The following is a 26,412-nucleotide window of genomic DNA, read 5'->3' on the forward strand; positions in this document are numbered from 1 at the left end:
ACCGTAACAATTGCAATGTATTGTAGGAAGACTGTTTGTGTTTTTGAAGTGGTGTAAGCAAACGGATACCTGACTCCTGTCATTTAAACCACAGTTACAGGCAATAAAAAAGACACGGCTAGCGTGTCTTAATTAGTAAACGATATAAGAGTATAAATAAATTTAATGTTCGCGAGTGCTACTAAAAGTCACTTCTGGATAGCGATCTTGCATCAGCTGTAGGTTAACACGTGATGGTGCAAGATACGTTAGATAACCACCACCATCTATCGACAATTGGTCATGGGCTTTTTTCTTAAATTTCGCCAATGCCACTTCATCATCACAATGAATCCAGCGTACCGTAGCTATCGATACGGGCTCAAAAGTACATTGAACCTTATACTCTTCTTTTAGGCGGTGCGCGACCACCTCAAACTGTAGTACGCCGACTGCACCTAACACCAAATCATTGTTAATCTGCGGCATAAATACCTGCGTTGCGCCCTCTTCGCTTAACTGCTGTAAACCTTTTTGCAGTGCTTTTGATTTGAGCGGATCTTTTAGCACCACACGGCGGAACAGTTCAGGTGCGAAATGTGGAATACCCGTAAAGCTCAACTCTTCGCCTGCTGTAAAGCTATCACCGATAGAAATGGTGCCATGGTTATGCAAACCAATGATATCACCTGGATAAGCTTCTTCTAGTGCCTCGCGGTCGCCTGCTAAAAAGGTCAACGCATCAGCGATACGTACGTCTTTACCCAGACGCACATGCTTCATTTTCATGCCTTTCTCGTACTTACCAGAACATACTCGCAAGAACGCAATGCGGTCACGGTGACGCGGATCCATATTGGCCTGAATTTTAAATACAAAGCCTGTAAAATCTGTCTCGGTTGCTGATACTTCACGCTCAGTCGTTGGATGGGCTTTTGGCGGCGGTGCATATTTGACCAAGGTATCAAGTACCATGTTAACACCAAAGTTGCCCAATGCTGTACCAAACAATACTGGCGTCATCTCGCCCGCCAAAAATGCTTCAACGCTGAACTCTTCTAGCGCCATCTGTACCAGCTCAAGTGACTCTTCGAACGCATCAAACATCAGTGTTCCTAGGCGTTCGCGGATATCTGGATAATCATAGCCCTCGCGAGTCTCAGAAACGGTCATCTTACCGCCATTACCTTTTTCATATAGGTAGGTTTTGTTTTCTGCAAGGTGATAAACCCCAACAAAATCCTGTCCCATACCAATCGGCCAAGTGACTGGCACACACTTAATCTTTAACACCGATTCGATTTCACTAAGCAACTCAAGCGGCTCACGAATCTGACGATCTAGTTTATTGACGAATGAGATGATAGGCGTATCACGCATACGACACACTTCCATCAGCTTGATGGTACGTTCCTCTACACCTTTTGCACCATCGACCATCATCAGCGCACTATCCACTGCGGTCAAAGTACGGTAAGTATCTTCACTAAAGTCGGCGTGACCTGGGGTGTCTAGTAGGTTGACCATATGGTCTTTATACGGGAACTGCATAACAGATGTCGTGATTGAGATACCACGCTCTTGCTCCATGCTCATCCAATCTGAGGTTGCATGACGATCAGTCTTACGGCCTTTTACCTCGCCTACTACCTGAATTGCTTGACCCCACAATAGGAGTTTTTCGGTCATGGTGGTCTTACCAGCATCAGGATGCGAGATAATGGCAAAGGTGCGGCGCTTAGCAACTTCTTTGTTTAATTTCTTTGGATCTACGCTCATAATTTTCAGCTTCAACAGTTATGTGATTTAGAAGTGACTCTAAATAAATAAAATAAATAATGGGCGTATTGTAGCGGATTTAGCATCAAGGTGCAGAATTAGCGTATAAAAAAACACGCCATATTATTTAAATAAAGCGTGTTTTTGAGCTTTCTAATTGCAATCATCATGCTGAATTAGCACGACTAATAGCCATCAATTCATCTCAATAGTAGCGTTTGATTTGCTCAGCTAAGAAGTCGCCAGCCACCTCATTGACGATTGTACAATCTACCACGTCAAAACGACTGTCTGTGTTCGGATCGGTACTGCCTTTGGCGACATAGTTTGCTTCATAAACGTCCTTTCCGTACTCAACACCGCTATATTCATAAGCAGGCTGATCATCGTACTCAAAAAACATGACTTGCGCAGCTTGTTGCTGATTGCCTTCGCCTACGCCAAACTGAGAAGTTCTGTGATCTCTATCTGCACTAAAGCGGGTTTTGGCCACGTCAATCCATCTCTCTATTGAGGCATATCCAGTTTTATTTTTATCATTAAATGCCAAAAATGAGCGCTCACTGGTTACCACAGGAATGTAACAAACCGACCCTTCAGGGAAAGCAACATTGGTTGGAATTTCAGAGTAGTTATTTAAATCGGTAATAATACCGTATCTATTGTTCACGTTTGCACTAGCAACATAGCTGTTCGCACGCAAACCGGATAAATTGAGCGTCTTGTAAGTGGTTTCGTAGTCTAGCTGGTTGTTAGTGTTTTTTTCATAGATAGGGCGTTTGATCGTCCGATTATTAACCTCAATGTCTTTATTTTCAAGTCGACCCTCGAAGTCGTCTGCCAGCACCGTTCTGTCTAAATCATTCAGGCTTTGATTGCTATAACTGTTGATGATATTGGTTGTTTTGATCTCGCGGGCACCAGTACGATAGCTTTCATCAATTCTCGCGATTGCCGTAGCATTGGCTTTGCTATCATAGCTATTAGCGAAGCTTGTCAATGTAATCTCGCTACTAGCCGTCCCATAAGCGCCGTCTTCTTCGCACCCTATCAAAGCGAGCGTCGTCAAAAAGCAAACACTAGGTATCGCAATCCATCTATTCATCAAACAATGTCCTTATGACTAAGACTTATATTATCTATACTAATACGTACACATGGTTCATTGCCGCTATTGTACCTCTTTGACGACTGTACGATAAGACTGTAAATCTAAAAACGAATAAAACTGTGCTCAAAACTTTATTTACAAACTAGCAGTATATATTTACTCTCTATGCACTGAGCTGCGTGAGCGATTTGTTATGCTAGGTCTCATATTAAGATTTATCACTCAAATATAAACATAAAAATTCACAACAAAGGATATGTCATGAAATCTCTATACTCTACCAAATCTACAGTTACTGGCGGTCGCATGGGTACGGCAACCTTAAGCGATAGTGATCTTGAAATCAATATGGTACCACCAGGCGGTAATGAAAAAGGTAACAATCCTGAGCAATTACTCGCTATGGGTTATGGCGCTTGTTTTGATGGCGCTTTAGGCGTAGTCAAAAAAATGGAAAGCGCAACATTTGGCTCAACTGTTGAGACCTCTGTAGACCTATTGCAAGGTGACAACCACGAATATAAGCTTGCTGTAAAAATTCATGTCATCGCCGACAATACAGATCTGTCTGCTGACGAAATTCAAAAATTGGTCGAAAAAGCACACGAAGTATGCCCATACTCGAAAGCAACCAACGGTAACATTGATGTTGAAGTTTCTTCAGAAGTAAAGTAAAGCATTCAGAGACTTGTTATTAACATCTATTTAATAACAAATAGCTGATAGTTATCAGACAAAAAAGAACCCAGATTATCTGGGTTCTTTTTTTGTTTTTAACAATTCATTTATCCTAAACATGAAATATCGAAAACTCAATTTAGATTTCAATAAAAAGAACACGATGGAATACATCGTAACGATTTAGCAGTTCGGCACGCGCTGATTTTATCGTTATAATAAGCATATATATTTTTATCTAATAGCTGATAAGTGACTTTTATGACTGATAATACGACTGACAGTGATCACAACTCTCATCAAGCGCTTGACCCTAAAGCATTACCGAACTTCGATACCATGCCTAACGTGGCGCTGATGGATACCAGTCACGTAGACAAAGATCAACCACCTTTTATTTTAGTTGATGGCTCCTATTATCTGTTCCGCACTTATCATGCCCTGCCAAAAACTATGCAAAACTCGCAGGGCCTAATCACCAACGCGATACGCGGTACACTCAACGCATTGCTAAAACTGATGCGTCGCTATCACCCTACTCATATGGCGGTCTGCTTCGATACCAAATCACCGACTTTTCGCCATCATATGTCTGCTGATTACAAAGCTGCTCGTCCGCCTATTGATATCGAGCTAGTAGAGCAGATTCCTTATATTCATCGTTTGGTCACTGCTTTAGGTATTCCGCTGTTGCGTATCGAAGGTGCAGAGGCCGATGATATCATCGGTACACTTGCCCATCGTGCTGTCGAGCAAGGTCATCATGTGGTCATCTCAACAGGTGATAAAGACATGATGCAGCTGGTCAATGACTGCGTAATACTAGAAGACAGCTTTACAGGTAAAGTCACGGATACCCCAGCGGTAATCGATAAGTTTGGTATTAATCCAAATCAGATGATCGATTTCTTGACGCTAATGGGTGATGCCTCTGATGGTATTAAAGGTGTACCTGGTATCGGTAAAAAGACTGCTAAAGACTTGCTCGTTGAGTATGGTGACATCGAAAACATGCTTAAGCATATTGGCTTTATCAAAGGTCGCGGAGCAAAAGGTCTGATCGAACACGCCGACGATATTCCTTTTAACAGAAATCTTGCTACCATCGTCACTAACTTAGCAATTGGCCAAGATTGGAATGATCTAAAAATCAATACCGACCCTTGCGCGCATATAGCTGAATTACGCGACTTATATAATGAGCTTGAGTTTAGAAATGAGCTGGCATCATTGGATCACCCAAATCACCCTGCCAATGGTTCTAAAAGTGTTGCTGATAGTCAGGCCGATACTGAGTCACAAGCACAAGTAGCAAAATCACTCCAATCAACCAAAAGCGACAACATTAAAGACAGCGCTAACCATGATAAAGCGTGGCACACTGTACTCGACGAGCCAGCGCTTGATAGCTTAGTCGAGTCGTTAGAAGCTGCTCCGCACTTTGTCATTGATACCGAAACCACTAGCGTTCATTGGCGTGATGCACAAATCGTCGGTTTATCCTTCGCCTTGCAAGCCCATGAAGCGTATTACATTCCGCTTACGCATAGCCTAGAAGATGATGAACTGACAGCCAAGCAGCTTGATCGTGATATGGTATTGGCTCGCTTAAAACCTACACTAGAAAATTCCAAAATTGGCAAAATCGGTCAGCATTTGAAATATGATGCGCATATCCTCGCTCACTATGATATCGACCTAGTCGGCGCCATACATGAGCAGCCGAACAATTGGGCAATGGATACCATGCTTGCCAGCTATGTCATCAATGCGGCAGCCACTCGCCACGGTATGGATGATTTGGCACGTCATTATCTGCAAACGCAAACCATCAGCTTTGAAGATGTAGCAGGGAAAGGCGCTAAACAAGTTACCTTTGACCAAGTGGCCATAGATATCGCGAGCGACTATGCTTGTGAAGATGCTGATATCACCTATCAATTATTTGACGTGTTCAGCGTTGAACTGGCTAACGATGCCAATAATGCCAAGCTGCTACACGAGCTAGAAATTCCTACCGCTGAGATACTGTGCCAAATGGAAGCGAATGGTATTTTGATTAAACGTTCATTTTTAAACGAGCTTTCAAAACGCTTTGATGAAGAAATTATCGCACTAGAGAAGCGTGCCTATGAAGTGGCAGGTGAAGAGTTTAACTTAGGCTCTCCTAAGCAGCTTGGTGAAATGCTGTTTGAAAAGCTAGGCGTCGCTGGCGGTAAAAAAACCAAGTCTGGTCAATACTCAACTGGCGAGGCTGTACTATCAAAAATCGATCATCCACTGGTCGATATCACCTTGGAGTATCGCGGTCTATCTAAGCTCAAGAGCACTTATACCGATGCACTTGATAATGTCGCAGACAATGAAACTGATCGCGTACACACTAGCTACCACCAAGCACTAACCAGTACTGGACGTTTGTCATCGACAGATCCTAACTTGCAAAACATCCCAATTCGTACTGCAACTGGCCGCTTAATTCGTCAAGCTTTTATCGCCCCAGAAGGTCGCGTTATCTTGGCTGCGGATTACTCACAAATTGAACTTCGTTTGATGGCGCATTTCTCAGGTGATAACAACCTAACTCATGCCTTTAATGAAGGATTAGATATTCACGCGGCGACTGCTGCTGAGGTACTTAGTAAGGATGTCGCAGACGTTACCTCGACCGAGCGCCGTAATGCCAAGGCCATTAACTTTGGTCTACTATACGGTATGAGTGCCTTTGGGCTTGCCAAACAGCTACAGATGAGTCGCGGCGAAGCACAAGACTATATCGATATGTATTTTGAGCGTTATCCAGGCGTCAAAAACTATATGATTAATACTCGTGCCAGCGCTTATGAACAAGGTTATGTCGAGACTATTTTAGGCCGTAAGCTCTATACGCCTGATATCAATCATAGTAATCGTATGGTCAAGCAAGGGGCTGAGCGTGCGGCGATTAATGCGCCACTTCAAGGATCAGCAGCAGATTTGATTAAGCTAGCCATGATTGCCGTCGATCAAGTATTGCCAAAAGAGCAGGCCAAAATGCTGCTACAAGTTCATGATGAATTGGTTTTTGAAGTCGATGCCGATAAAGTAGACGAAGTTAGTCAACTGATTACGGATGCCATGCAAGATGTCCTAACAACCACTGCCGTAGAAAAAGGCTGGAACGTTGACTTTGCTGTGCCATTATTGGTTGAGACTGATAGTGGTCAGAACTGGGATGAGGCGCACTAAGTATTAACTGCCATTTTATTAAGCATCAAAGGTATGGTTATTCACATACCTTGCAGGTAAAACAGTTTTTGATAACTGATACTACACTAAATGATTATATATTATTTATATTAACAATTGCTTATGACTAATTAGTTATCTTTCACAACAGCAATATCTAGCTATGGGGTTTATAATAGTGCATCTATTAAATTCTAACTATTTGGTATTTTTTGCTTTGAAGTGAGCCTACGGGCTCACTTTTTTGTTTTTAACACATTTTTTGACACGCAGGAGTCATTTATTTTGAATTCAGATGGCATTATTGAAATCCCCGGTATGATCCTGTTGTTTGCCTGCTTACTACGTTGTACACAATACTTTGTAAAAAGTCATGTCAAACAAGTTAAAGCTTTTTGGCTGGCAGCCGTACTTATATTCGTCGCGAGTTGAACTATTTACCAGACCTACTGGTTCCAAGCGATTTTTTATTGCTTGGTCAGTCTTATGACTGGTGGGAGGATAGCATCCTTACCATTATATATCTCGTCGCGCTTGGTCTGCTAGCTTATGCAAGACACTACCTATGGGCAGTGCTAAAAAACGTGCCCGTTTCACTCTATCTTAGTGTTGTTGTACTGGCAGTCGTGCAATACATGGGTGAGAACGCCATTGTATTCCCGCATACATTTGGTGAAATTTTCGAAGAGCTGTCTGAAACTGCAATCTACGGTATTGCCTTGACCTACTTGTGGCGATTCAAATTGGCTGACTATCGACTAAAAATATAAACTTTGATTTAACGACCTTACTACCATACAAAGACTTAGTGAATATTTTATAAATAATTACGGCTACTTATATTGAGTAGCCGTTTTACATTCTGACCATCGTCTTACATTTTTTGAACATCATGTCACACCTTACTACTAGTGAAAATTTGTATAAGCGTACAAACTGAGAAGCATATTATCTACGTTGCCACAAGCAATGCTTTGATAAGCGAGTACGTTATCTTTATATCTAATAACTACAATAAGGAATTATTCATGGAAAACTCAAAAAACCCATTACCAGAAGAGATGGATCAGATTGACGGCAATCGTCGTAACAACCATGAGAGTCAAAGCGAGCAAGACAACCAATTGGTCGATTTGGACAATCCTATGCTGCATACGATAGATAACGATGATGTGATTGATAACAGTGCGGGATTTAATAACTCCGAAGTCGGTAGTGATGTAACCCAAGGATTAACACCTTCACATCGTCAAAATCTTGATGAGTCACGTGTCGACGAGGTTTTGGTTCAAGACAACCTTGATGACAGCGATTATCCAAATGCAATGGATATTGCTGATAGAGAAGCGGCTGAACGTAGCAACGATGATGATTTTTAGAACTTAATATAACTGTTAATACAACCCTTTACTCACAAAAAAGCACACTTAATATAGTTAAGCGTGCTTTTTTTATTTTATTATTTAACTCGTTAAAACAGCGAATCTTGACAGATTAAACCCAGCCGTCTAACGTACCAGCCCAACCTTTTACCAGAGGCAAACTCAACGCTTCAAGCAATTCAATATGTGTCTCATCAAGGTTCAGTGCAGGAATATAATGATACTCTTGCCCGCCAGCATTGAGGAAGTTATCACGATTTTCAATAGCCAACTCTTCTAGTGTCTCTAGGCAATCTGCTGAAAATGCTGGACTAATTACCTGCACCGAGCGCACACCTGATTTACCCCAATCCTCCAATACTACATCGGTATATGGCTTAACCCATTCTTGCTTACCAAAGCGTGACTGGAAGCTAATAATCCATTCATCTTCTGTCAGACCAAGGGCTTGTGCCACTTGTGCCGCAGTACATTTACAACGTTTAGGATAAGGATCGCCTTTGTCGGCATAAGGCTGCGGGATACCATGAAAACTAAACATTAACTTTTCAGGCTTACCGTGTTTTTCTTGAAAACGGCGAATAGAGTTGGCCAATGCTTGAATATAGAGCGGATGGGCAAAGTAGTCTTTGACAATCGTATAGTTTGGCAAATTGCGTTGTTTTAGCGTCCATTTCGTCAGCGCATCGTATACCGCACCGCCTGAAGAGGCAGAGTACTGCGGAAACAACGGCAGAATGACAAAGTGATCAACCCCTTCACCACGCAGCGTGTCCATCACATCAGGCAAGCCCGGATTGCCATAGCTCATCGCAGGATGTACAGAGACGCGAAATGGAGCCACACTATCAGCCAAACGTGGTTCTAACAGCTTAACTTGGCTTTTTAATATTTTACGGATCGGTGAATCACCTTCCCAGATACTGGCGTAAGCCTCTGCTACGCGTTTAGGACGACTTGGTAAGACAAATAAATTCAGAATAATGGCCCACAGAAATTTAGGAATCTCAATCACTCGTGGGTCTGACAAAAATTGTTTGAGGTAACGACGTACGGCAGGTGCTGTTGGCTCATCTGGTGTACCAAGATTCACTAACAAAACGGCAATACGTGGGGGCAATTTAGGTTTCATAGCAGCACTTTATTAGCAGTAAGGTATTAAGGGTGATGTCAAAATAATAAGAGATGATACTGTTAAGACACAGTTGAATGAACACCTTATTAGTGTAGCATTTTATCCATTGATGACGCAGGCTAAAAGCGTACCTATACAATTTGACACGCAGTTGCTATTTATTAGCTCTTGATTACTTGATGCTAGCGACTTATTCATTATTTGTTTATGGTGCAGCTGTCATAAAAACCACGCTCGAAAGGCGCGCTCGACGGTTGTACTCCAACGCGCATCACCATACAATAGGCAGGCCCAGTTTATAAAAACCGTGTAGGTAAAATAGCCTGTTAACAACGTGCCGTTTTGCTTTTATTTTATTGATGATTGTAGTCTTGCGAGGTAGCTTTGAACGCACGCTCTGATAATACCAGTGACCAGCATCCTAATTCACAACCTCACACTAACAGCTCGGCCAGTATCGACAGTACTACAGGGTCAGTGGGTGTCGTGACGCCCCAGAACTTTCATTTCGCTAAGCCCTTAACGTTAGAATGCAACCGTACCCTACCCTCGTTTGACCTAATGGTAGAGACTTACGGTACGCTCAATAGTGACAAATCAAATGCAATTTTAATTTGCCACGCGCTATCAGGTAGTCATCACGCAGCAGGCTTTCACAGTTCTAATGACAAAAAAGCGGGCTGGTGGGACAATATGATTGGTCCTAATAAGGCCATCGATACCAATCAGTTCTATGTAGTGTGTGTCAATAATATCGGCAGCTGTTTTGGTTCAACAGGGCCTACCACTATTAACCCTGATAGCGTTGGTTCGGACAGTATTGATTCAGATAGCAACAGTGAGCCACAAGTGTACGGCCCTGACTTTCCACTGATCACTATTAAAGACTGGGTAAAGACCCAAGCCATGCTCTCAGATCGTTTAGGTATCGACATTTGGCATGCCATCGTTGGTGGCTCCATGGGCGGTATGCAAGCGTTACAATGGTCTGTTGATTATCCAGAGCGATTAAAACGCTGTGTGGTTATCGCCAGTACGCCAAAGCTATCTGCTCAAAATATCGCTTTCAACGAAGTGGCACGTCAATCTATCTTATCTGACCCTGACTTTAAGGACGGACGCTATATACAAGAAGGCACCTATCCTCGTCGCGGACTGATATTGGCACGTATGGTTGGACATATTACCTATTTAACTGATGACGCGATGAAAGCCAAATTTGGCCGTGATTTAAAATCTGGCAAATTCATGTATGGCTATGATGTCGAGTTTCAGGTCGAAAGCTATCTGCGCTATCAAGGCGAGCGCTTTAGTGAAAACTTCGATGCCAATACCTATCTACTCATGACCAAAGCCTTAGATTACTTTGATCCGACGCGCGATTATCCAATACGCAACTACCCATCAACTGTAGCAAAAAATACTACAGAGTCGACAGTGCAAATAGAAGACTCTATCGCTGCATCAGTCGAATCTAGTAAAGCCAATGCACAGGGTGAATTAGAAGATGCGGTAGCACCGATTGAAGATAGTGAATCTGAGCGTCAGCAAGAGCTTTCTGCGCTCAAAGCTGCCTTTGCCCATACACAATGCCAATATTTGATCGTGTCATTTACTACTGACTGGCGCTTTGCACCTGAGCGCTCGCAAGAGATTGTCGATGCGCTGATGGCCACTGGTAAACCAGTCAGCTACATCAATATTGATGCACCGCATGGACATGATTCCTTCTTGTTTGATATTCCTCGCTACATGGGTGCGGTTAAAGGATTTTTGACTGCGCCATTTATTACCCAAAGCCGTCCAGCTGCAGGAGAACGCTCATGAGAATGGATCACCAACTGGCAGAGCGCTGGATTGCGCCGCAAGCACATGTACTGGATTTAGGTTGCGGTAATGGCGAGCTGCTTGCACACTTACAGCAGAAGCTAGGTGTGACAGGGTATGGGCTTGAGATTGATGAAGACAAAATCAATGAAGCGATTGGTAATGGCTTATCAATTGTCGAGCAGGACCTGAACGATGGTCTAGCGCGCTTTGCTGATAATAGCTTTGACACAGTCGTTATGGCACGTGCGCTACAAGCGGTAAAAGCACCTGACGAGTTGTTGCTTGATATGCTGAGAGTTGCCCGTGAAGCAGTCATCACTTTTCCTAACTTTGCGCATTGGCAAAACCGCATTCATTTAGGGCTAAGAGGCATGATGCCTGTTTCTGAAGCGCTGCCTTACGAGTGGTACAACACGCCAAACATTCATCTATGTACTTTCAAAGACTTTGAACTGCTATGTGCGCAGCATGATATTCATATCATTAATCGTTTTGCGGTTAGTGATTCTGAAAAAGGCCATATACCTTTGATGAAAACGTTAATCAGACAAGCACCTAACCTTTTGGCAGACGTCGCTATCTACCGAGTGACCAAAAAATAGCCGATAAACTATCAGCTACCTTGAGATTTTGAAGACTACTAAACACTACTGTTAGAGTCAGTATTAACCTTAATAGATTGTTAACTTAATATAATTCTTTAGTAACTGTCTGATTTTGTTAAGGGCAATCAAGTACAAACGTCTATTTGACCGTGTAATTAGTATTTGAGTTTCGTAAGTTTGGGTGCTAAGCTAGCAAAATATTGTCAGCCATCCAACTATTACGACCGTTTGTCTAATTAGTTAGGGTGAACTCTATAATTTAGAGCTGATAACCCCCTTTGCTAATGATTAGGTAAGTTCATATCGCAAGATTTCACCTAATTGTTATCGCCGTCTAACTGTCTTTGGCGAGACCATGTTTAGCGGTACAATTCTTTTGCTTATTAACTGCCTGATTTTGGAGCTGCTATGAAATTATTAAAAGCTGCGTTGTTTACTGCATTATTTTCTTGTGCTGGTCTAGCCAATGCTGAGTTAATATCAAACGTACCACTTGATACCTCACGTTTCGAACTTATGCCTATTAGTGAATTGTCTAGTCGTGCCAGCCAAGGCAACGATCACGCTCAGTTCTATCTGGCCAAGCGTTTGCAAAAAGGTGAAGGTATTGCTCAAAATACCCAACAAGCCATCCAATGGTACACCAAGGCGGCCCAGCAAGGCGTTGCTCCTGCTCAGTTGAATCTTGCCATCATGTATTTGCGCGGTGAAGGTGTACAACCTAACTTGCAACAAGCACGTTTGTGGTTAGAAAAAGCGGCAATGCGCGGCGATAACCGCGCTAGCTACACGCTTGCACTACTAGATGAAAAGCAAGAAAATCTGGTCGATGCTTATAAATGGTACGATTTGGCTGCCCGTGATGGTATGTTAGACGAAAAAGTTCGTACTAAAGCCCGTGGCAAAATTGGTCAATTAGCATTGAACTTATCAAGCTCAGACATTGCTAGCGCTCGTAGTCAAGCCGATAGCTGGTTTCAAAGTAAATAAGATCTAGTTTTCGTATTACGAATTGAATATAAAAAAGCTCAGTATTTTACTGGGCTTTTTTATTTTTTATCTTATTCATAAGTGGTCGAATGCTCTCTACAACACCAAGCTAAGCCTGACAAAATATTCAAATCTCTAGCAAAATTTGCTACACTACGCGCGCATTAGCCAATCCCATAATCAGGCTAGTGTTATGAACTATACCAATTAGTTTTAATAAATACTTTACGCACTAGGTTTGCGACCTAGCCAGCAGGAGAAAGACATGAGCATCAACAAAGAAACTGCGATAACTGACAACAATTCAGCCCCTGTATACGATAGTGTGACTAACAATATCGTCGTTACCGCACTATATAAGTTCACGCGCTTTGCTGATTTTGAGCAATATCGTGAACCGATCTTAAATACTATGATCGATCACGATGTGAAAGGTACGTTGTTACTTGCAAGCGAAGGCATTAACGGTACGATTTCTGGTACGCGTCAAGGTATCGATACTGTCCTTGACTATCTGCGTAGTATTGAGGCAGTTGGTACTTTTACTTTTAAAGAGTCCTATACTGACGCACAGCCTTTTTATCGCACTAAAGTAAAGCTAAAAAAAGAAATCGTCACTATGGGTGTCGAGAATATTGATCCATTAGAATCTGTTGGGCGGTATGTAAAGCCAAGCGAGTGGAACGCGCTAATCTCTGACCCTGAAGTTACCTTAATTGACACACGTAACGATTATGAAGTACAAATTGGTACTTTCCAAAACGCGGTTAACCCAAACACTGAAACTTTCCGCGAGTTCCCAGAATATGTTTCACAAGAGCTTGACCCAACCAAGCATAAAAAAGTCGCGATGTTCTGTACGGGTGGTATCCGCTGCGAGAAATCTACTGCGTATTTACGCGAGCAAGGGTTTGAAGAGGTCTATCATTTAGAAGGTGGCATCCTAAAATACTTAGAAGAAGTCCCTGCTAGTGATTCTATGTGGCAAGGCGATTGCTTTGTTTTTGACAACCGTGTCTCAGTCAACCATAACTTAGAAAAAGGCAACTACGAACAGTGTTTTGCTTGCCGTATGCCGATTACTGTCGACGACATGCAAAGCCCTGCTTATATCAAAGGTGAGTCATGCCCGCATTGTATCGACAAGGCAACCGATGAGCAAAAAGCTCGTTTCCGTGAGCGTGAGCATCAGATGCAGCTAGCGAAAAAGCGCGGCGAAGCCCATATCGGCAGTGACGTTATGGATGTAATCGAAAAACGTAAGGCCGCTAAGACAGAAGCACGTCTGCAAGCAGAAGCTACAAACAATGCTAAAGCGAACTAAGCTTGGCATTTTTAAAATAAAAAAGAAGTAAAAAAAGAGAGGCTCTAATCAATAGAGCCTCTCTTTTTTATGAAAAACTTTCAACGCGTATTAAAACTATTAGCGTTGATGTAGTCGATCCAATCTGAGAATGGAGTTGACTATATTAAAATAAGATACGTACGCGGATAGTCTCTTCTACATCTTTTAACTGGTCTAGTGCAGCTGTTGAGTCATTATAATCAACATCCATTACTAGATAACCAACATCACCTTCTGTCATTAGGCTCTGCGCTAGGATGTTAATCCCTGCTTCAGCAAACAAACGGTTAATCTGAGACAGTACGCCTGGTACGTTTTTGTGGATATGTAGTAGACGATGCGAGTTTTCTTTGAACGGAATAGAAACTTCTGGGAAGTTTACCGCTGTCGCCGTATCACCTTGGTCAGAGTATCTGACAAATTTATCTGCTACTTCCAGTCCGATGTTTGCCTGTGCTTCTTGTGTTGAGCCACCGATATGCGGCGTCAAAATCACATTATCAAACTTACGTAGTGGTGACTCAAACTCTTCGTCAGCAGATTTTGGCTCTTTCGGGAACACATCAATAGCTGCACCCAATAACTTGCCTGATTCCAACACATCAGCAAGATCATCAATCTCGACACATGTACCGCGCGCCGCATTGATAAAATAACTGCCTTCTTTCATCTGAGCGAACTGCTCAGCTTTCATCATATAACGGGTGCTTGGCACATCAGGCACATGCAATGTTACGATATCAGCCGTTGATAATAGCTCTTCTAGGCTACCAACTTGTACCGCGTTGCCTAGTGGCAATTTGGTCACGGCATCATGATAAATAACTTTCATACCGAAGCTTTCTGCCAAGACAGATAGCTGCGAGCCGATAGAGCCATAACCAACGATACCGATGGTCTTGCCACGCACTTCATGTGAATTGGTCGCAGACTTACCCCAGCCGCCGCGATGTACAGTAGCGTTCTTTTCAGGAATACCGCGGTACAACATAATGGCTTCGGCCAATACTAACTCAGCTACCGAACGAGTGTTTGAGAATGGTGCGTTAAAGACAGGGATACCAAGATCGCGAGCCGCTTCCAAGTCCACTTGGTTAGTACCAATACAAAAGCAACCAATGCCGATAAGTTTATGCGCATGCTCAAGTACTTCACGCGTCAGCTGAGTACGCGAACGAATACCGATAAAATGCGCATCTTTGATCTTTTCGATCAACTCATCTTTATCTAAAGCGTGACTGATATTTTCAATATTATGATAACCAGCGCCTTCTAATACTTTTAAAGCATTGTCGTGTAGACCTTCAAGTAATAAAAACCGGATTTTGTCTTTTTGTAGTGATAATGCCATATGAGAACTGTCCTATAATTGTTTTATAAAATTATCTGAGAGATAAATCTATAGTCGAAGCAGTTTAAAGTGAGTGCAAAGCAATCGAGTGTAAATAGTACACTGAGTACGTTAAGTGAGGTTCGTGCCATCACTATTTACTAATACTTTGACTACATGGTGGATGAAACGAAAGCAGTCCCAATATCTTACACAAAATTTTGAGTCGATGTTAGCAGATTAGATGAATTATTGATTATCAAGCCTGAAAAATTTTTATGCTATAGTGAATTATTCTGCTTGAAAACAATCGAAACGATTACTTATTACTTTCTTTTATATGTAAAAACTATCATCCACTTATTACCTCTACGAGCTGACTCATCAATGAATTTATAGTTATTTCGCTATATAATGAGCAATCCCAGCATCGTGCTTACGCCAATATTGAGATTTGACCATGACGCCAACTACCGATCAGACCACATCAGAAACCAATGCCGTGCAAGCCATCCTACGCACGCTCACTAAAACTCATGAATTCGACCCGACCCAAATCAAGACGGACGCTGAGAGCTTAGAGCATTGGGGCAAAGACTGGACCAAACACTTTGCCCCTGCTGCCGCTGCCATCGTCTTTCCAAAGACCACTGAACAAGTACAGACTATCGTACTGCTTGCCAATGAGCACAACGTCGTCCTCACCCCAAGTGGTGGTCGTACAGGTCTATCTGCTGGTGCAGTCGCTGCCAATGGTGAAATCGTCGTCAGTATGGATAAAATGAACCATATCGGACAGTTCTACCCTGCAGACCGGATGGTCGAAATTGAAGCTGGTGTCGTCACTCAGCAGTTGCAAGAATTCGCTGAGTCGAAAGACTTATACTACCCTGTCGACTTTGCCTCAGCAGGCTCTAGTCAAATCGGTGGTAATATCGGCACCAATGCGGGCGGTATCAAAGTCATTCGCTATGGCATGACCCGTCAATGGATAATGGGATTAACTGTCGTCACAGGCAAAGGTGACATCTTACAATTGAATCGCGGTATGGTAAAAAATGCCACTGGTTATGATCTACGTCAACTGTTCATCGGTAGTGAAGGAACACTCGGTCTCGTTACCCATGCGCAGATCAAACTTGAGCGTCAGCCACAAGACTTAAACGTCATGGTACTTGGCATGGACAGCTTCAATGACGTTATGAACGTGCTCTCTGCTTTTCAAGCGCAAATTGATTTAACAGCTTTTGAGTTCTTTGACGATGTGGCGATTGATAAGCTGATGGCACACGGTCAAGTACAAGAACCTTTTGAGTCACGCACCAAGTTTTATACGCTATTAGAGTTTGAAGCACCATACGAGCCTATCATGGACAAAGCCATGGCTATATTTGAGCACTGTATGGAACAAGGCTGGGTTGTCGATGGTGTGATGAGCCAAAACCTCACGCAGGCTGAAGAGCTTTGGAAGCTACGCGAGTATATCTCAGAGACCATCTCAGTATTCACCCCTTATAAGAACGATGTATCAGTCCTTATCAGTCACGTACCGACCTTTATCGAAGAGATTGATGACATTGTTAGCAGCAACTATCCTGATTTTGAAGTCTGCTGGTTCGGTCATATCGGCGATGGCAACTTGCACCTTAATATCTTAAAGCCTGAAAGTATGAGCAAAGATGATTTCTTTGCTGAATGTCAGGTTGTGAATAAATACGTATTTGAGACCGTACAAAAATATGGCGGTTCAGTATCTGCCGAGCATGGGGTTGGTATGACGAAAAAGCCTTATCTGAATTACAGCCGTAGTGAGACTGAGATTGAATATCTCAAAGAGGTTAAGAAAGTGTTTGATCCAAACAACATTATGAACCGGGGTAAGATTTTTGATATGCAATGAGCGCTTTACACGCTTATCTCAAATAAAAAGACGCTAAACCGAAAGGCTAGCGTCTTTTTTTGGCTTTATAACTTGTAAAAACATAGCTCGTAAAAACTGCGATTTATAAATACAACAACATCAGCGCGACAACCAGTAATATGCTCAGGAATCCTTGAATAATCAGAAACGCCTGATGGGGTGCGGCGATATGGCGCACCATGTTACCCAATGCATTGTAGGTAATACCCGCCGCCTTAATGTGGGGCGGACTATCAAAGGTTTTAATAATTTGCAAAAACTGCTCGGTCCGATCTGACGACCAACCGTGCGGTGCAAAGGGTAAAAACGGAGACAACTGTGCGGCCTGCTTCTTGGTCGCTGGCGACCATAACCAACGTTCTAAAAACAGCAAGCGCATACGCCAGTCATCAAAACTGCGTTGATCGATTAGTTGTAATAGCAATACTTCTACATTCTTATGACGGCTATCAGCAAAGATACGCTTTTGTAAGGCAAATACGTCTGACTTTTTTCCTTCGATACATTGCAAAAAGTGACCGTTGCCATAGCATAACGTACCTGTAATGCTATGCTGTTGATTGTAGTTACGTGCATGGCCTTCTACTTCATCAAAGATAGAGCTACTCAAACGCGAGCCAACAGTCAACGTGCTGACATAAACCAACTGAACCAAAGATGAGTCATCTATGTCATCCCACTTGATGACTCTATTGGTATGATTAAAAGGCATAATAAAATAATCCTAAAAGCCGAAGAAAAACGGCTAAACGAAACAAGCAACACAATACTATGCCTGAGTTGAACCAAAAAATTGACTCACAAAAACATAGCAAATATTTACTACGTGGGACTGTTATGACCGTTACAGCTTGCTATCATAGCAAGCGAAACAAAAGATACTGATAGATATTATTTAGATTCTGTATTGAGATAATAAATAACAAAATAGTAGCAGATATAGTGCAACGGCTTTGTTCTTTAACTCTCTACATTAGTCAAAACCAGTACTAAATATAGAGAGCAAAATAGATGAAAATATCATCATAACTTATTGTAAATAGAGCAATAAATTATTGTAACGACAATATCTCCCTATTGAAATGTTTTTATTACTTTTTTTGCATAAAAACGGCATATTGACGTGCTACGACACCATTATTTGATAACGCTAAACTCAATTATTATTTAAGACAGGAAAATTATGAGCAAGATGGAAAAATTAGATGACTTTCATCTCACGATTGCTGAGATTAAGAAAAAAGACTATCCACAGTTGAAAGCTTTGATGGATCGTGTCTATGTAAACTTGGGTGGCGCTTGGTCAAAAACAACCATTCATACTTTAATCGACGCTTTTCCTGAAGGTCAGATTGCCTTATTTGATCATGATCAGCTGATTGGTATCGTGTTATCTATGCGCGTTGACTATGCCAAATTTTCAAACCCGCATACCTATGACGATTTGATTGGGCAAAAAGAAATTATCAGAGACAATCCAGAAGGCGATGCAATTTATGGTTTAGATGCACTCATCGATCCTGATTATCGTGGCTACCGCCTCGGTCGTCGTCTTTATGACGCGCGCAAAGAGCTATGTCGGCAGTTAAATTTCCGCGCCATTTTGGCTGGTGGACGCATACCTAACTATCATAACCACAAAGATCTCTCGCCAGGCGATTATATTGATGCTGTTGAAAGCCGTGAAATTCACGATTCAGCTTTGTCTTTCCAGTTATCTAATGGTTTTATCGTTAAACGTATTTTGACCGCTTACCTGCCAGATGATAAGCAATCAAAGGGCTTTGCTACCTTGCTTGAGTGGGCAAATATTTATTATGAGCCTAAAGACTACAAGCCTAATACTCGCAAGTCTGAAGTACGTATCGGTGGTATTCAGTGGCAGATGCGTGAAGTCGAATCACCTGAAGAGCTATTGCAACAGGTTGAGTTTTTTGTCGATATCATGGCTGACTACAACTCAGACTTTGCTTGCTTACCTGAGTTTTTCAATGCACCATTGATGGGGCTGTGTGAAGAGACCGATCAAAATATCGCCATTCGATTTTTGGCGGGTTATACCGAGTGGTTCAAAAATGAAATTTCGCATTTAGCCGTCAGTTATAACGTCAATGTCATTACAGGTTCTATGCCGTTACTGGACGAAGACGATACCTTATACAACGTCAGCTATCTATGCCGCCGCGACGGTACCGTTGAAGAGCAACGCAAAATTCATATTACCCCGCATGAGCGCAGTGCTTGGGTAATCGAAGGCGGCGATGAAGTTAAAGTGTTTGATACAGATGCGGGTCGTGTCGGCATCTTGGTCTGCTATGATGTTGAGTTCCCTGAGCTTGCACGTCTTATGGCACTTGATGACATGGATATATTGTTCGTGCCTTTTTGGACTGATACCAAAAACGGCTATCTACGTGTCCGCCACTGCGCACAGGCTCGTGCTATCGAAAACGAATGCTATGTGATGATTTGTGGTTCAGTGGGTAACCTACCACAAGTTGAGAGCTTGGATATTCAGTACGCTCAGTCGTCGATTTTTTCACCGTCAGACTTTGCGTTCCCGCATGATGCTATTATGGCAGAGACCACCGCTAACACTGAAATGGTATTCTTCTCTGATGTGAACTTAGACAAGCTTACCCATGTTCGTCATGAAGGCTCAGTACATAACTTAATCGATCGCCGTGATGATTTGTTTAGCTTGAAATGGAAACGCAAGGCCAAAGTGCCAGCGAGTAAGTTAAGCGATGAAGAGCGCCGCGAAAATTCAGGTAGCGTACTGATTGGTGATCCATTACAAAACCGAGCACAAAAGCCATAATAGATTGACATGACACACTTATAGTAGACTTTGTGAATAAACGGCTAATTTTCAGCCGTTTATTTTTATCTATTATTTATGTAATGACTGTATAGACAATCTTTATAAGATAGGCAGTCACGGTAAACCATCATTTGACAAAAATATGCAATCTAAAAAGTGGATGTCATGACAACTGATATTGAGCAAACAGAAGTAAAGTCAAAGAAACAACCGAAGCAACCGAAGCAACCGAAGCAACCGAAGCAACCGAAGCAACCGAAGCAACCGAAGCAAAAGATAATCTCAGCCATTAAGACTATAATGTTATATGGTCTCATGTTTGTTGTAATCTATAGTGTGGTCAATTGGTGGCGACAACCTGTCATGCCTGCAAATCCTCAGTTACAACTAACCGATTACCAAGGACAAACTATCGATCTAGCAGCGATGAGTCATGAGCAGCCTACACTAGTATATTTTTGGGGTACGTGGTGTTCAGTCTGTAGTTTCACATCACCTACCATCAATAAACTGGCAGCAGATAATTATCCAGTTGTCACTATTGCAGTACAGTCAGGCTCAAATCAAGAATTACGTCGCTATCTTGACCAGCATCAGTTTGACTTCACCACTATAAACGATCAACAAGGCGATATCTTCGCAGACTGGCAAGGGCAAGTCACGCCATCGTATGTGGTATTAGAAAATGGTGAGATGACACAGGGGTTAACAGGTATCCAACCATTATGGTCATTGAAACTGCGCTTATGGTTGGCGTCGATTTTTTAGCACTTGAACCATACTTTATGTTTCAATGAATCATTATTCAGAGCGATTATAGTTATGTCTACGCTAAGGATATAAGACTCGGATAAATGATTGATATTGGGCAAAATTGGGCTGACCTTGCACAGCTCTTTTTACCCTATCCTTTTTGTCATATAATAGCTGCCGATCTAAATATTTTTTTGAATTATTCTTACTAGTATATTTTATGTTGCAATCGTCTCGTTACCATTTATTATTGACGTAGCGATTTACCGACTAATGAGCGACGATGGATATTTATTGACATGATGGTTGATAAATCAACGATGATGAGCAATATACCTACTATTAGTAATTAAGCATTATCAACACAGCATAAACCTCAATACTATATTGAAATACATTGATCCCTGTATCCGGTTTTGAACCGACACACAAACCTACCTTTTAAAAAGATACCTTCTATGACTGATAAAAGCACTGACAAACCAAGCCAAGATTATAAAGATACGTTGAACCTTGCAGATACACCATTTGCGATGCGCGCAAACCTTGCCAAACGCGAGCCAGATTGGCTAGCTGCTTGGGAAGCGGATGACGTGTACGGTAAAATTCGTCAGGCGCGTGCTGGTGCAACTAAGTATATTTTGCACGATGGCCCTCCATACGCTAATGGTCAAATTCACTTGGGTCATGCAGTCAATAAAGTACTAAAAGACATTATCGTAAAGTCAAAAACTTTATCAGGATTTGATGCGCCTTATGTCCCCGGTTGGGACTGCCATGGTCTACCAATCGAACAAAAGGTCGAAGCTAAGGTTGGTAAAGTTGGTAAAAAAGTTTCTGCCACTGAATTCCGTGGCCTATGCCGTGAATATGCGAGTACGCAGATTGAACTGCAAAAGACGGATTTCAAGCGTCTAGGTGTGTTTGGTGATTGGGACAATCCTTATCTAACCATGAATTTCCATCAAGAAGCTAACATTGTGCGCGCCCTTGCCAAAATCTACGACAATGGTCATGTGACGCGTGGTATGAAACCAGTCAACTGGTGCTTGGACTGTAGCTCTGCTCTAGCAGAAGCAGAAGTAGAGTATCAAGACAAGGTTTCTGACGCGATCTATGTCAGCTTTGATGTGCTTGGTACGGATAAAGTAGCTGCATTGGCTGAAGTAGCGGGCAATATCGCTGCGGTTATCTGGACCACCACGCCATGGACGCTACCTGCTAACCAAGCTATCTCAGTACATCCTGAACATAACTATAGCGTGGTCGCGACTGACAAAGGCAACTTCTTATTAGCCGCAGATCTTATCGAAACTGCATTGAGTGAACTCAAACTAGACAACAATGGCATCCTAGCAACTGTATCAGGCAGCGAGCTTGAAGGTCTGCGTGCCCAGCATCCACTGATTGAAGATCGTCAAGTGCCGCTTATCTTGGGTGATCATGTAACTACCGATAGTGGTACTGGTCTGGTACATACTGCACCTGGTCACGGTTTAGACGATTATATTGTTGGTCTAAAATATAACTTACCTGTTGAAAACCCAGTAGGTGGTACGGGTGTTTATTTAGATAGCGCGGCGGTATTTGCAGGTGAGCACATCTATAAAGCTAATCCAAAAATCATCGCTGCCTTACATGACAACGGTCATTTAGTCAGCCATACCAAAATCGAGCATAGCTATCCACACTGCTGGCGTCATAAGTCGCCAATTATTTTCCGTGCCACCCCTCAGTGGTTTATCAACATGGAAACTCAAGGCTTACGTGCTCGCGCGCTTGCTGATATTCCATCGGTAAACTGGACGCCAGCGTGGGGACAAAACCGCATCGAATCAATGATGAATGGTCGCCCCGACTGGTGTATCTCACGCCAGCGTACGTGGGGCGTGCCGATTACTTTCTTTACGCACAAAGAAACAGGTGAGCTGCATCCAAACACGCTTGAGCTGATGGAAACAGCGGCACAAAAAATCAATGAAGGCGGCGTTGAAGCTTGGTTTGATGCTAGCTGTGAAGATTTCTTAGGAAAAGAAGCTGCTGACTACGACAAAGCCACTGACACATTAGACGTTTGGTTTGACTCAGGTACAACGCATTTTGCGGTACTTGACCAACGTGAAGAATTGACCAATCCAGCTGATATGTATCTAGAAGGCTCTGACCAGCATCGCGGCTGGTTCCAGACGTCACTGCTGACTTCGGAAGCCATATATGAGCGTCCACCGTTTAAGCAAGTATTGACCCATGGTTTTGTGGTCGATGAAAACGGTCGCAAGATGAGTAAATCACTAGGCAATATCATCACTCCGCAAGAAGAAATCAACAAAACAGGCGCGGATATGTTGCGTCTGTGGATTGCCTCAAGCGACTATCGTTATGAGATGAGCGCGGGTAAAACGGTGTTTAAGGGTGCGATCGATATGTATCGCCGTATCCGTAACACCTTACGTTTCTTACTTGCCAATACCGATGATTTTGATCCAGCGACTGACAGCATTGATATCAATGAATTGGTTAGTCTTGATAAATTTATTATTGAGCGCGCACAAACCGTACAAGCGCAAATCGTTAGCGCTTACGACGCAATGGATTTCCATCAAGTCACTCAGCATGTCACTGCGTTTTGCTCGCAAGACTTGGGGAGCTTTTACTTAGATATCATCAAGGATCGCCAGTACACCACGCAGGCGGATGGTCAGCCTCGTCGCTCTGCGCAGACAGCTATCTACCATATCACTCATGCGCTGATTCGTTGGATTACCCCAGTCTTGTCATTTACAGCCCAAGAGGCTTGGGAAGTACTGAACCAACGTGAAGCAGACAAAGGTGGCTATGTATTCACTCAAGAGTGGTATGAGTTCCCAGCATTTGAGCTAAGTGCCATCAGCAAGGATGACTGGCAGCGCATCATGCTAGCAAAAGACATGGTGAACAAGCATATCGAAACAGCACGTGGCGAAAAAATCATCAATGCCAACTTGTCTGCCGACGTGAGCCTGTACGCTGACGGTGCAATGTATGAAAGCCTAGCCAAGCTCAATGAAGAGCTACGTTTTGTACTAATTACTAGTAACGCTGCATTGAAGCCAATGAGTGAAGCACCTGTTGATAGCATCAAACAGACAGACGATGCGAACGCAGAAAGTACAGAAGAGGTTGTCGACTTAGTAGTACAAGTCAGCGCGGCTACTGGTACTAAATGTGTACGCTGCTGGCACATCCGTGATGACATTGGTACAGATAGCGCACACCCTGAACTATGCGCGCGCTGCGTGACCAACGTCAGTGGCGACGGCGAGGTGCGTCACTATGCCTAACCCAACAGATTCATCTGAAAGCCAGCATGACCAGCAGCCACAGGTTGAGGTTGACGACTCGCCTAAGCCTGCCCATGCGACTACAGGTAGCTCAACTACGCCTAGAAGCCGCCTAACAAAAACACCAAAGCTGGTAGCTAATGGTAGTCGTGCTTTTGTATGGTATGTATTGGCATTGCTTGTCATCATCATCGATCAGTGGACCAAATGGCTGGCAGAAACCAAACTGACCTTTCATGATCCAGTGCCGGTGATTGAGCCATTTCTTAATTGGACATTGGCCTACAACTATGGTGCGGCATTTAGCTTTTTAGCGGATGCTGGCGGTTGGCAAAAGTGGTTTTTTTCAGGACTGGCATTACTCATGTCGCTGTTTTTAATCATCTATTTGATTAAAGCACCTCGTAAAGCCACGTTGTTATCTTTTGGTCTAGCCTTAGTATTAGGCGGTGCAGTTGGTAATTTAATCGACCGCTTGTTGCATGGTCATGTGATTGATTTTATCCATGTGCACTATGCTGATGTTTGGCACTATCCGATTTTTAATATCGCTGATATTGGTATATCTATCGGCGTCTTATTGATTGTCATTGATATGCTGTTTTTGGAAAAAAAGCGTGAAATGCCACAGTCATAATTGCGTGTAGTTAGATAAACCAGTTCAATTCATAAACAAAAAAGGTGGGTTACGTATTCGTAACCCACCTTTTTTATCTGCTATTAATAATAACCTGTTATAAAAATATCGATCCTACTAACCATAGCAGTATATATTATACAGTTATAGCAACTCTGATAATAAATCAGTCACAGTCTCTAACCCACCACCTGCCAATAAAAACAACAACCCTGCCATATTAACAACGACGGTCAAATAGTAAGTAACTCGAAACTCAGGCTTTTGTGATTTGTGACGCAGATACGTCTGAGCCAACAGCGCACCTACCCAACCGCCAAACGCGCTTAGTATATGTAATGTAGACTCAGGCGTACGCCAGTCGCCACTTTGCGCAGCAGCTTTGTCTTTGGCATACATGCCATAAGTAACAATCCCTAGCACGACGTACCAGCTGATCACCAGCCAACTCAGTTTATCTGTTGCAGCTAATAAAGCTAAGACACCATAAAAGGCCAGTCCAAGAAATGAGCGTTTCTTTTGACCAGCTTCAAATTCCGCCTGATGGCTACGTTTCTGATTACGCTGACGGATTTGCTGGTTTTTTTGTGCCATCTTTTGCTGTACGAAACCAAGCTCTTGTACTTGCTTAGCTCGTCTACGCCCCTCTGCATCTTGTCCAATACTGAAGACGACTTGCTCACCGATATCAGGGCGACGCTGAGCTTTAAATTCACTCACATGAAAGAAGACAGACTCGCCCGCTTCAGTCTCAATAAAGCCAAATCCTTTATCATCCTGCCATTTTTTGACAATGCCTTGTTGTTTATTCACCACCGACACCTCATATCTTTTAGAACTGCCAGCTATAGTACACCATCTGCGTTACATTATTGACGCTTACATCTGGCCTTAGATGGCTTATTATTTCTTACATTATAATACTGCAATTACAAATACTGTAATCAAACTCATTATTTTCTATTCTTTTATTCTAGCAACAGATGGTTTTTTATTATGACTCAATCTCAATTTATTAATCCAAACGAAGACACGCGTATCGCTCATGGTAGCCTTGTTAAGCTGCACTTCGAAGTTTCACTAGAGAACGGTACTATCATTGACTCAACCTTTAATCGTGATGCACCTGTGTCTTTGACCGTTGGTGATGAAAGCTTATTACCTGGTTTTGAGCAAGTACTGATGAATCTACGCGCCGGTGACACTCGTACCGCACACCTTGAGCCAGAGCAAGCATTTGGTGAGTGGAATCCTGAAAACATCCAACATTTTAGCCGTACTCAGTTTGCACTAGTCGCTGACAATCCAGAAATTGGCATGATGGTTGAGTTCGAAGATAAAGGTAAAAATACGCTGCCCGGTACGATTAGCGCCATCGATGAAGACCAAGTCGAAGTGGACTTTAACCACCCACTGGCAGGACAAGACGTGTTATTCAAAGTAAAAGTCTTTAAAGTCACACCACCAGGTGTCACAGGTATCAAATTGATGTAGCCTTTTAGAGACTAACAAAAAGTCGTTAGACCTTAACTAAGATAAAATCTCGCGACGATAAAAATTAATAT

At 42.6% G+C, this 26,412-nt stretch carries 20 protein-coding genes; 14 read left to right on the forward strand and 6 right to left on the reverse strand.

The genetic code is table 11. The annotated features are described in order from the left end of the window. Positions 1-162: 162 nt before the first annotated feature. Together ACT3QQ_RS11515 and ACT3QQ_RS11520 are read right to left on the reverse strand one after the other, a co-directional pair. Positions 163-1,758 (reverse strand): peptide chain release factor 3, encoded by a 1,596-nt coding sequence (locus ACT3QQ_RS11515; protein ID WP_444528142.1) that lies wholly within the window; start codon positions 1,756-1,758, stop codon positions 163-165. A 205-nt stretch (positions 1,759-1,963) separates the two neighbouring features. After that, positions 1,964-2,863, reverse strand: coding sequence for a hypothetical protein (locus tag ACT3QQ_RS11520; protein ID WP_444528143.1), 900 nt, complete (start codon positions 2,861-2,863; stop codon positions 1,964-1,966). A gap of 267 nt (positions 2,864-3,130) precedes the next feature. On the opposite strand from ACT3QQ_RS11520, the gene ACT3QQ_RS11525 reads away from it, so the two are divergent. The 4 genes from ACT3QQ_RS11525 to ACT3QQ_RS11540 all read left to right on the forward strand — a co-directional run bounded on the left by ACT3QQ_RS11525 (position 3,131) and on the right by ACT3QQ_RS11540 (position 8,154). Next, positions 3,131-3,544: an Ohr family peroxiredoxin gene (locus ACT3QQ_RS11525; protein ID WP_444528144.1), complete on the forward strand. Its 414-nt coding sequence runs from the start codon at positions 3,131-3,133 to the stop codon at positions 3,542-3,544. 264 nt (positions 3,545-3,808) lie between these two features. Then, positions 3,809-6,775 (forward strand): DNA polymerase I, encoded by a 2,967-nt coding sequence (polA, locus tag ACT3QQ_RS11530; protein ID WP_444528145.1) that lies wholly within the window; start codon positions 3,809-3,811, stop codon positions 6,773-6,775. Positions 6,776-7,170: 395 nt separating this feature from the next. Continuing rightward, the gene (locus tag ACT3QQ_RS11535) at positions 7,171-7,545 is read left to right on the forward strand and encodes a hypothetical protein (protein ID WP_444528146.1); all 375 of its coding nucleotides are present in this window, start codon (positions 7,171-7,173) and stop codon (positions 7,543-7,545) included. A 258-nt stretch (positions 7,546-7,803) separates the two neighbouring features. Next, positions 7,804-8,154 carry a hypothetical protein gene (locus ACT3QQ_RS11540; protein WP_444528147.1) on the forward strand — a complete coding sequence of 117 codons (351 nt, stop codon included), beginning with the start codon at positions 7,804-7,806 and terminating at the stop codon, positions 8,152-8,154. Positions 8,155-8,269: 115 nt separating this feature from the next. On the opposite strand, the gene hemH is transcribed toward ACT3QQ_RS11540, so the two are convergent. Then, positions 8,270-9,289 (reverse strand): ferrochelatase, encoded by a 1,020-nt coding sequence (gene hemH / locus ACT3QQ_RS11545; protein WP_444528148.1) that lies wholly within the window; start codon positions 9,287-9,289, stop codon positions 8,270-8,272. Positions 9,290-9,748: 459 nt separating this feature from the next. On the opposite strand from hemH, the gene metX reads away from it, so the two are divergent. The 4 genes from metX to trhO all read left to right on the forward strand — a co-directional run bounded on the left by metX (position 9,749) and on the right by trhO (position 14,041). Continuing rightward, entirely contained in the window at positions 9,749-11,119 is a 1,371-nt protein-coding gene (metX, locus tag ACT3QQ_RS11550) for a homoserine O-acetyltransferase MetX (protein WP_444528157.1), read from the forward strand. After that, positions 11,116-11,724: a methionine biosynthesis protein MetW gene (gene metW, locus ACT3QQ_RS11555; RefSeq protein ID WP_444528149.1), complete on the forward strand. Its 609-nt coding sequence runs from the start codon at positions 11,116-11,118 to the stop codon at positions 11,722-11,724. Before metX ends, metW begins: the two co-directional genes overlap by 4 nt. A 411-nt stretch (positions 11,725-12,135) precedes the next feature. Next, positions 12,136-12,717, forward strand: coding sequence for a tetratricopeptide repeat protein (locus ACT3QQ_RS11560; protein ID WP_444521104.1), 582 nt, complete (start codon positions 12,136-12,138; stop codon positions 12,715-12,717). Positions 12,718-12,982: 265 nt separating this feature from the next. Then, positions 12,983-14,041 (forward strand): oxygen-dependent tRNA uridine(34) hydroxylase TrhO, encoded by a 1,059-nt coding sequence (gene trhO, locus ACT3QQ_RS11565; protein ID WP_444528150.1) that lies wholly within the window; start codon positions 12,983-12,985, stop codon positions 14,039-14,041. Positions 14,042-14,186: 145 nt separating this feature from the next. Here trhO and serA read toward each other — a convergent pair whose 3' ends face one another. Continuing rightward, positions 14,187-15,413: a phosphoglycerate dehydrogenase gene (serA, locus tag ACT3QQ_RS11570; protein ID WP_444521102.1), complete on the reverse strand. Its 1,227-nt coding sequence runs from the start codon at positions 15,411-15,413 to the stop codon at positions 14,187-14,189. A gap of 439 nt (positions 15,414-15,852) precedes the next feature. On the opposite strand from serA, the gene ACT3QQ_RS11575 reads away from it, so the two are divergent. Further along, positions 15,853-17,292 carry an FAD-binding oxidoreductase gene (locus ACT3QQ_RS11575; protein WP_444528151.1) on the forward strand — a complete coding sequence of 480 codons (1,440 nt, stop codon included), beginning with the start codon at positions 15,853-15,855 and terminating at the stop codon, positions 17,290-17,292. A 103-nt stretch (positions 17,293-17,395) separates the two neighbouring features. Here ACT3QQ_RS11575 and ACT3QQ_RS11580 read toward each other — a convergent pair whose 3' ends face one another. Continuing rightward, complete coding sequence (locus tag ACT3QQ_RS11580; RefSeq protein ID WP_444523871.1) at positions 17,396-18,025, reverse strand: BLUF domain-containing protein; 630 nt, start codon at positions 18,023-18,025, stop codon at positions 17,396-17,398. Between the two features lie 471 nt (positions 18,026-18,496). Between ACT3QQ_RS11580 and ACT3QQ_RS11585 the strand changes: the two genes are divergently transcribed. From ACT3QQ_RS11585 to lspA, 4 genes are all read left to right on the forward strand, one after another. Next, on the forward strand, positions 18,497-20,134 hold the full coding sequence (locus ACT3QQ_RS11585; RefSeq protein WP_444528152.1) for a nitrilase-related carbon-nitrogen hydrolase: 1,638 nt from the start codon (positions 18,497-18,499) through the stop codon (positions 20,132-20,134). Positions 20,135-20,437: 303 nt separating this feature from the next. Beyond that, positions 20,438-20,905 carry a protein disulfide oxidoreductase gene (locus ACT3QQ_RS11590; protein ID WP_444528158.1) on the forward strand — a complete coding sequence of 156 codons (468 nt, stop codon included), beginning with the start codon at positions 20,438-20,440 and terminating at the stop codon, positions 20,903-20,905. A gap of 443 nt (positions 20,906-21,348) precedes the next feature. Next, the gene (ileS, locus tag ACT3QQ_RS11595) at positions 21,349-24,210 is read left to right on the forward strand and encodes an isoleucine--tRNA ligase (protein WP_444528153.1); all 2,862 of its coding nucleotides are present in this window, start codon (positions 21,349-21,351) and stop codon (positions 24,208-24,210) included. Next, positions 24,203-24,847, forward strand: coding sequence for a signal peptidase II (lspA, locus tag ACT3QQ_RS11600; protein WP_444528154.1), 645 nt, complete (start codon positions 24,203-24,205; stop codon positions 24,845-24,847). Before ileS ends, lspA begins: the two co-directional genes overlap by 8 nt. A gap of 144 nt (positions 24,848-24,991) precedes the next feature. Here lspA and ACT3QQ_RS11605 read toward each other — a convergent pair whose 3' ends face one another. Next, positions 24,992-25,660: a DUF1294 domain-containing protein gene (locus ACT3QQ_RS11605; RefSeq protein WP_444528155.1), complete on the reverse strand. Its 669-nt coding sequence runs from the start codon at positions 25,658-25,660 to the stop codon at positions 24,992-24,994. 183 nt (positions 25,661-25,843) lie between these two features. On the opposite strand from ACT3QQ_RS11605, the gene ACT3QQ_RS11610 reads away from it, so the two are divergent. Further along, on the forward strand, positions 25,844-26,341 hold the full coding sequence (locus ACT3QQ_RS11610) for an FKBP-type peptidyl-prolyl cis-trans isomerase (protein WP_444528156.1): 498 nt from the start codon (positions 25,844-25,846) through the stop codon (positions 26,339-26,341). Positions 26,342-26,412: the final 71 nt, after the last annotated feature.

The sequence above is a fragment of the Psychrobacter sp. AOP7-A1-24 genome (genome assembly GCF_052376235.1).
Lineage (GTDB): Bacteria > Pseudomonadota > Gammaproteobacteria > Pseudomonadales > Moraxellaceae > Psychrobacter.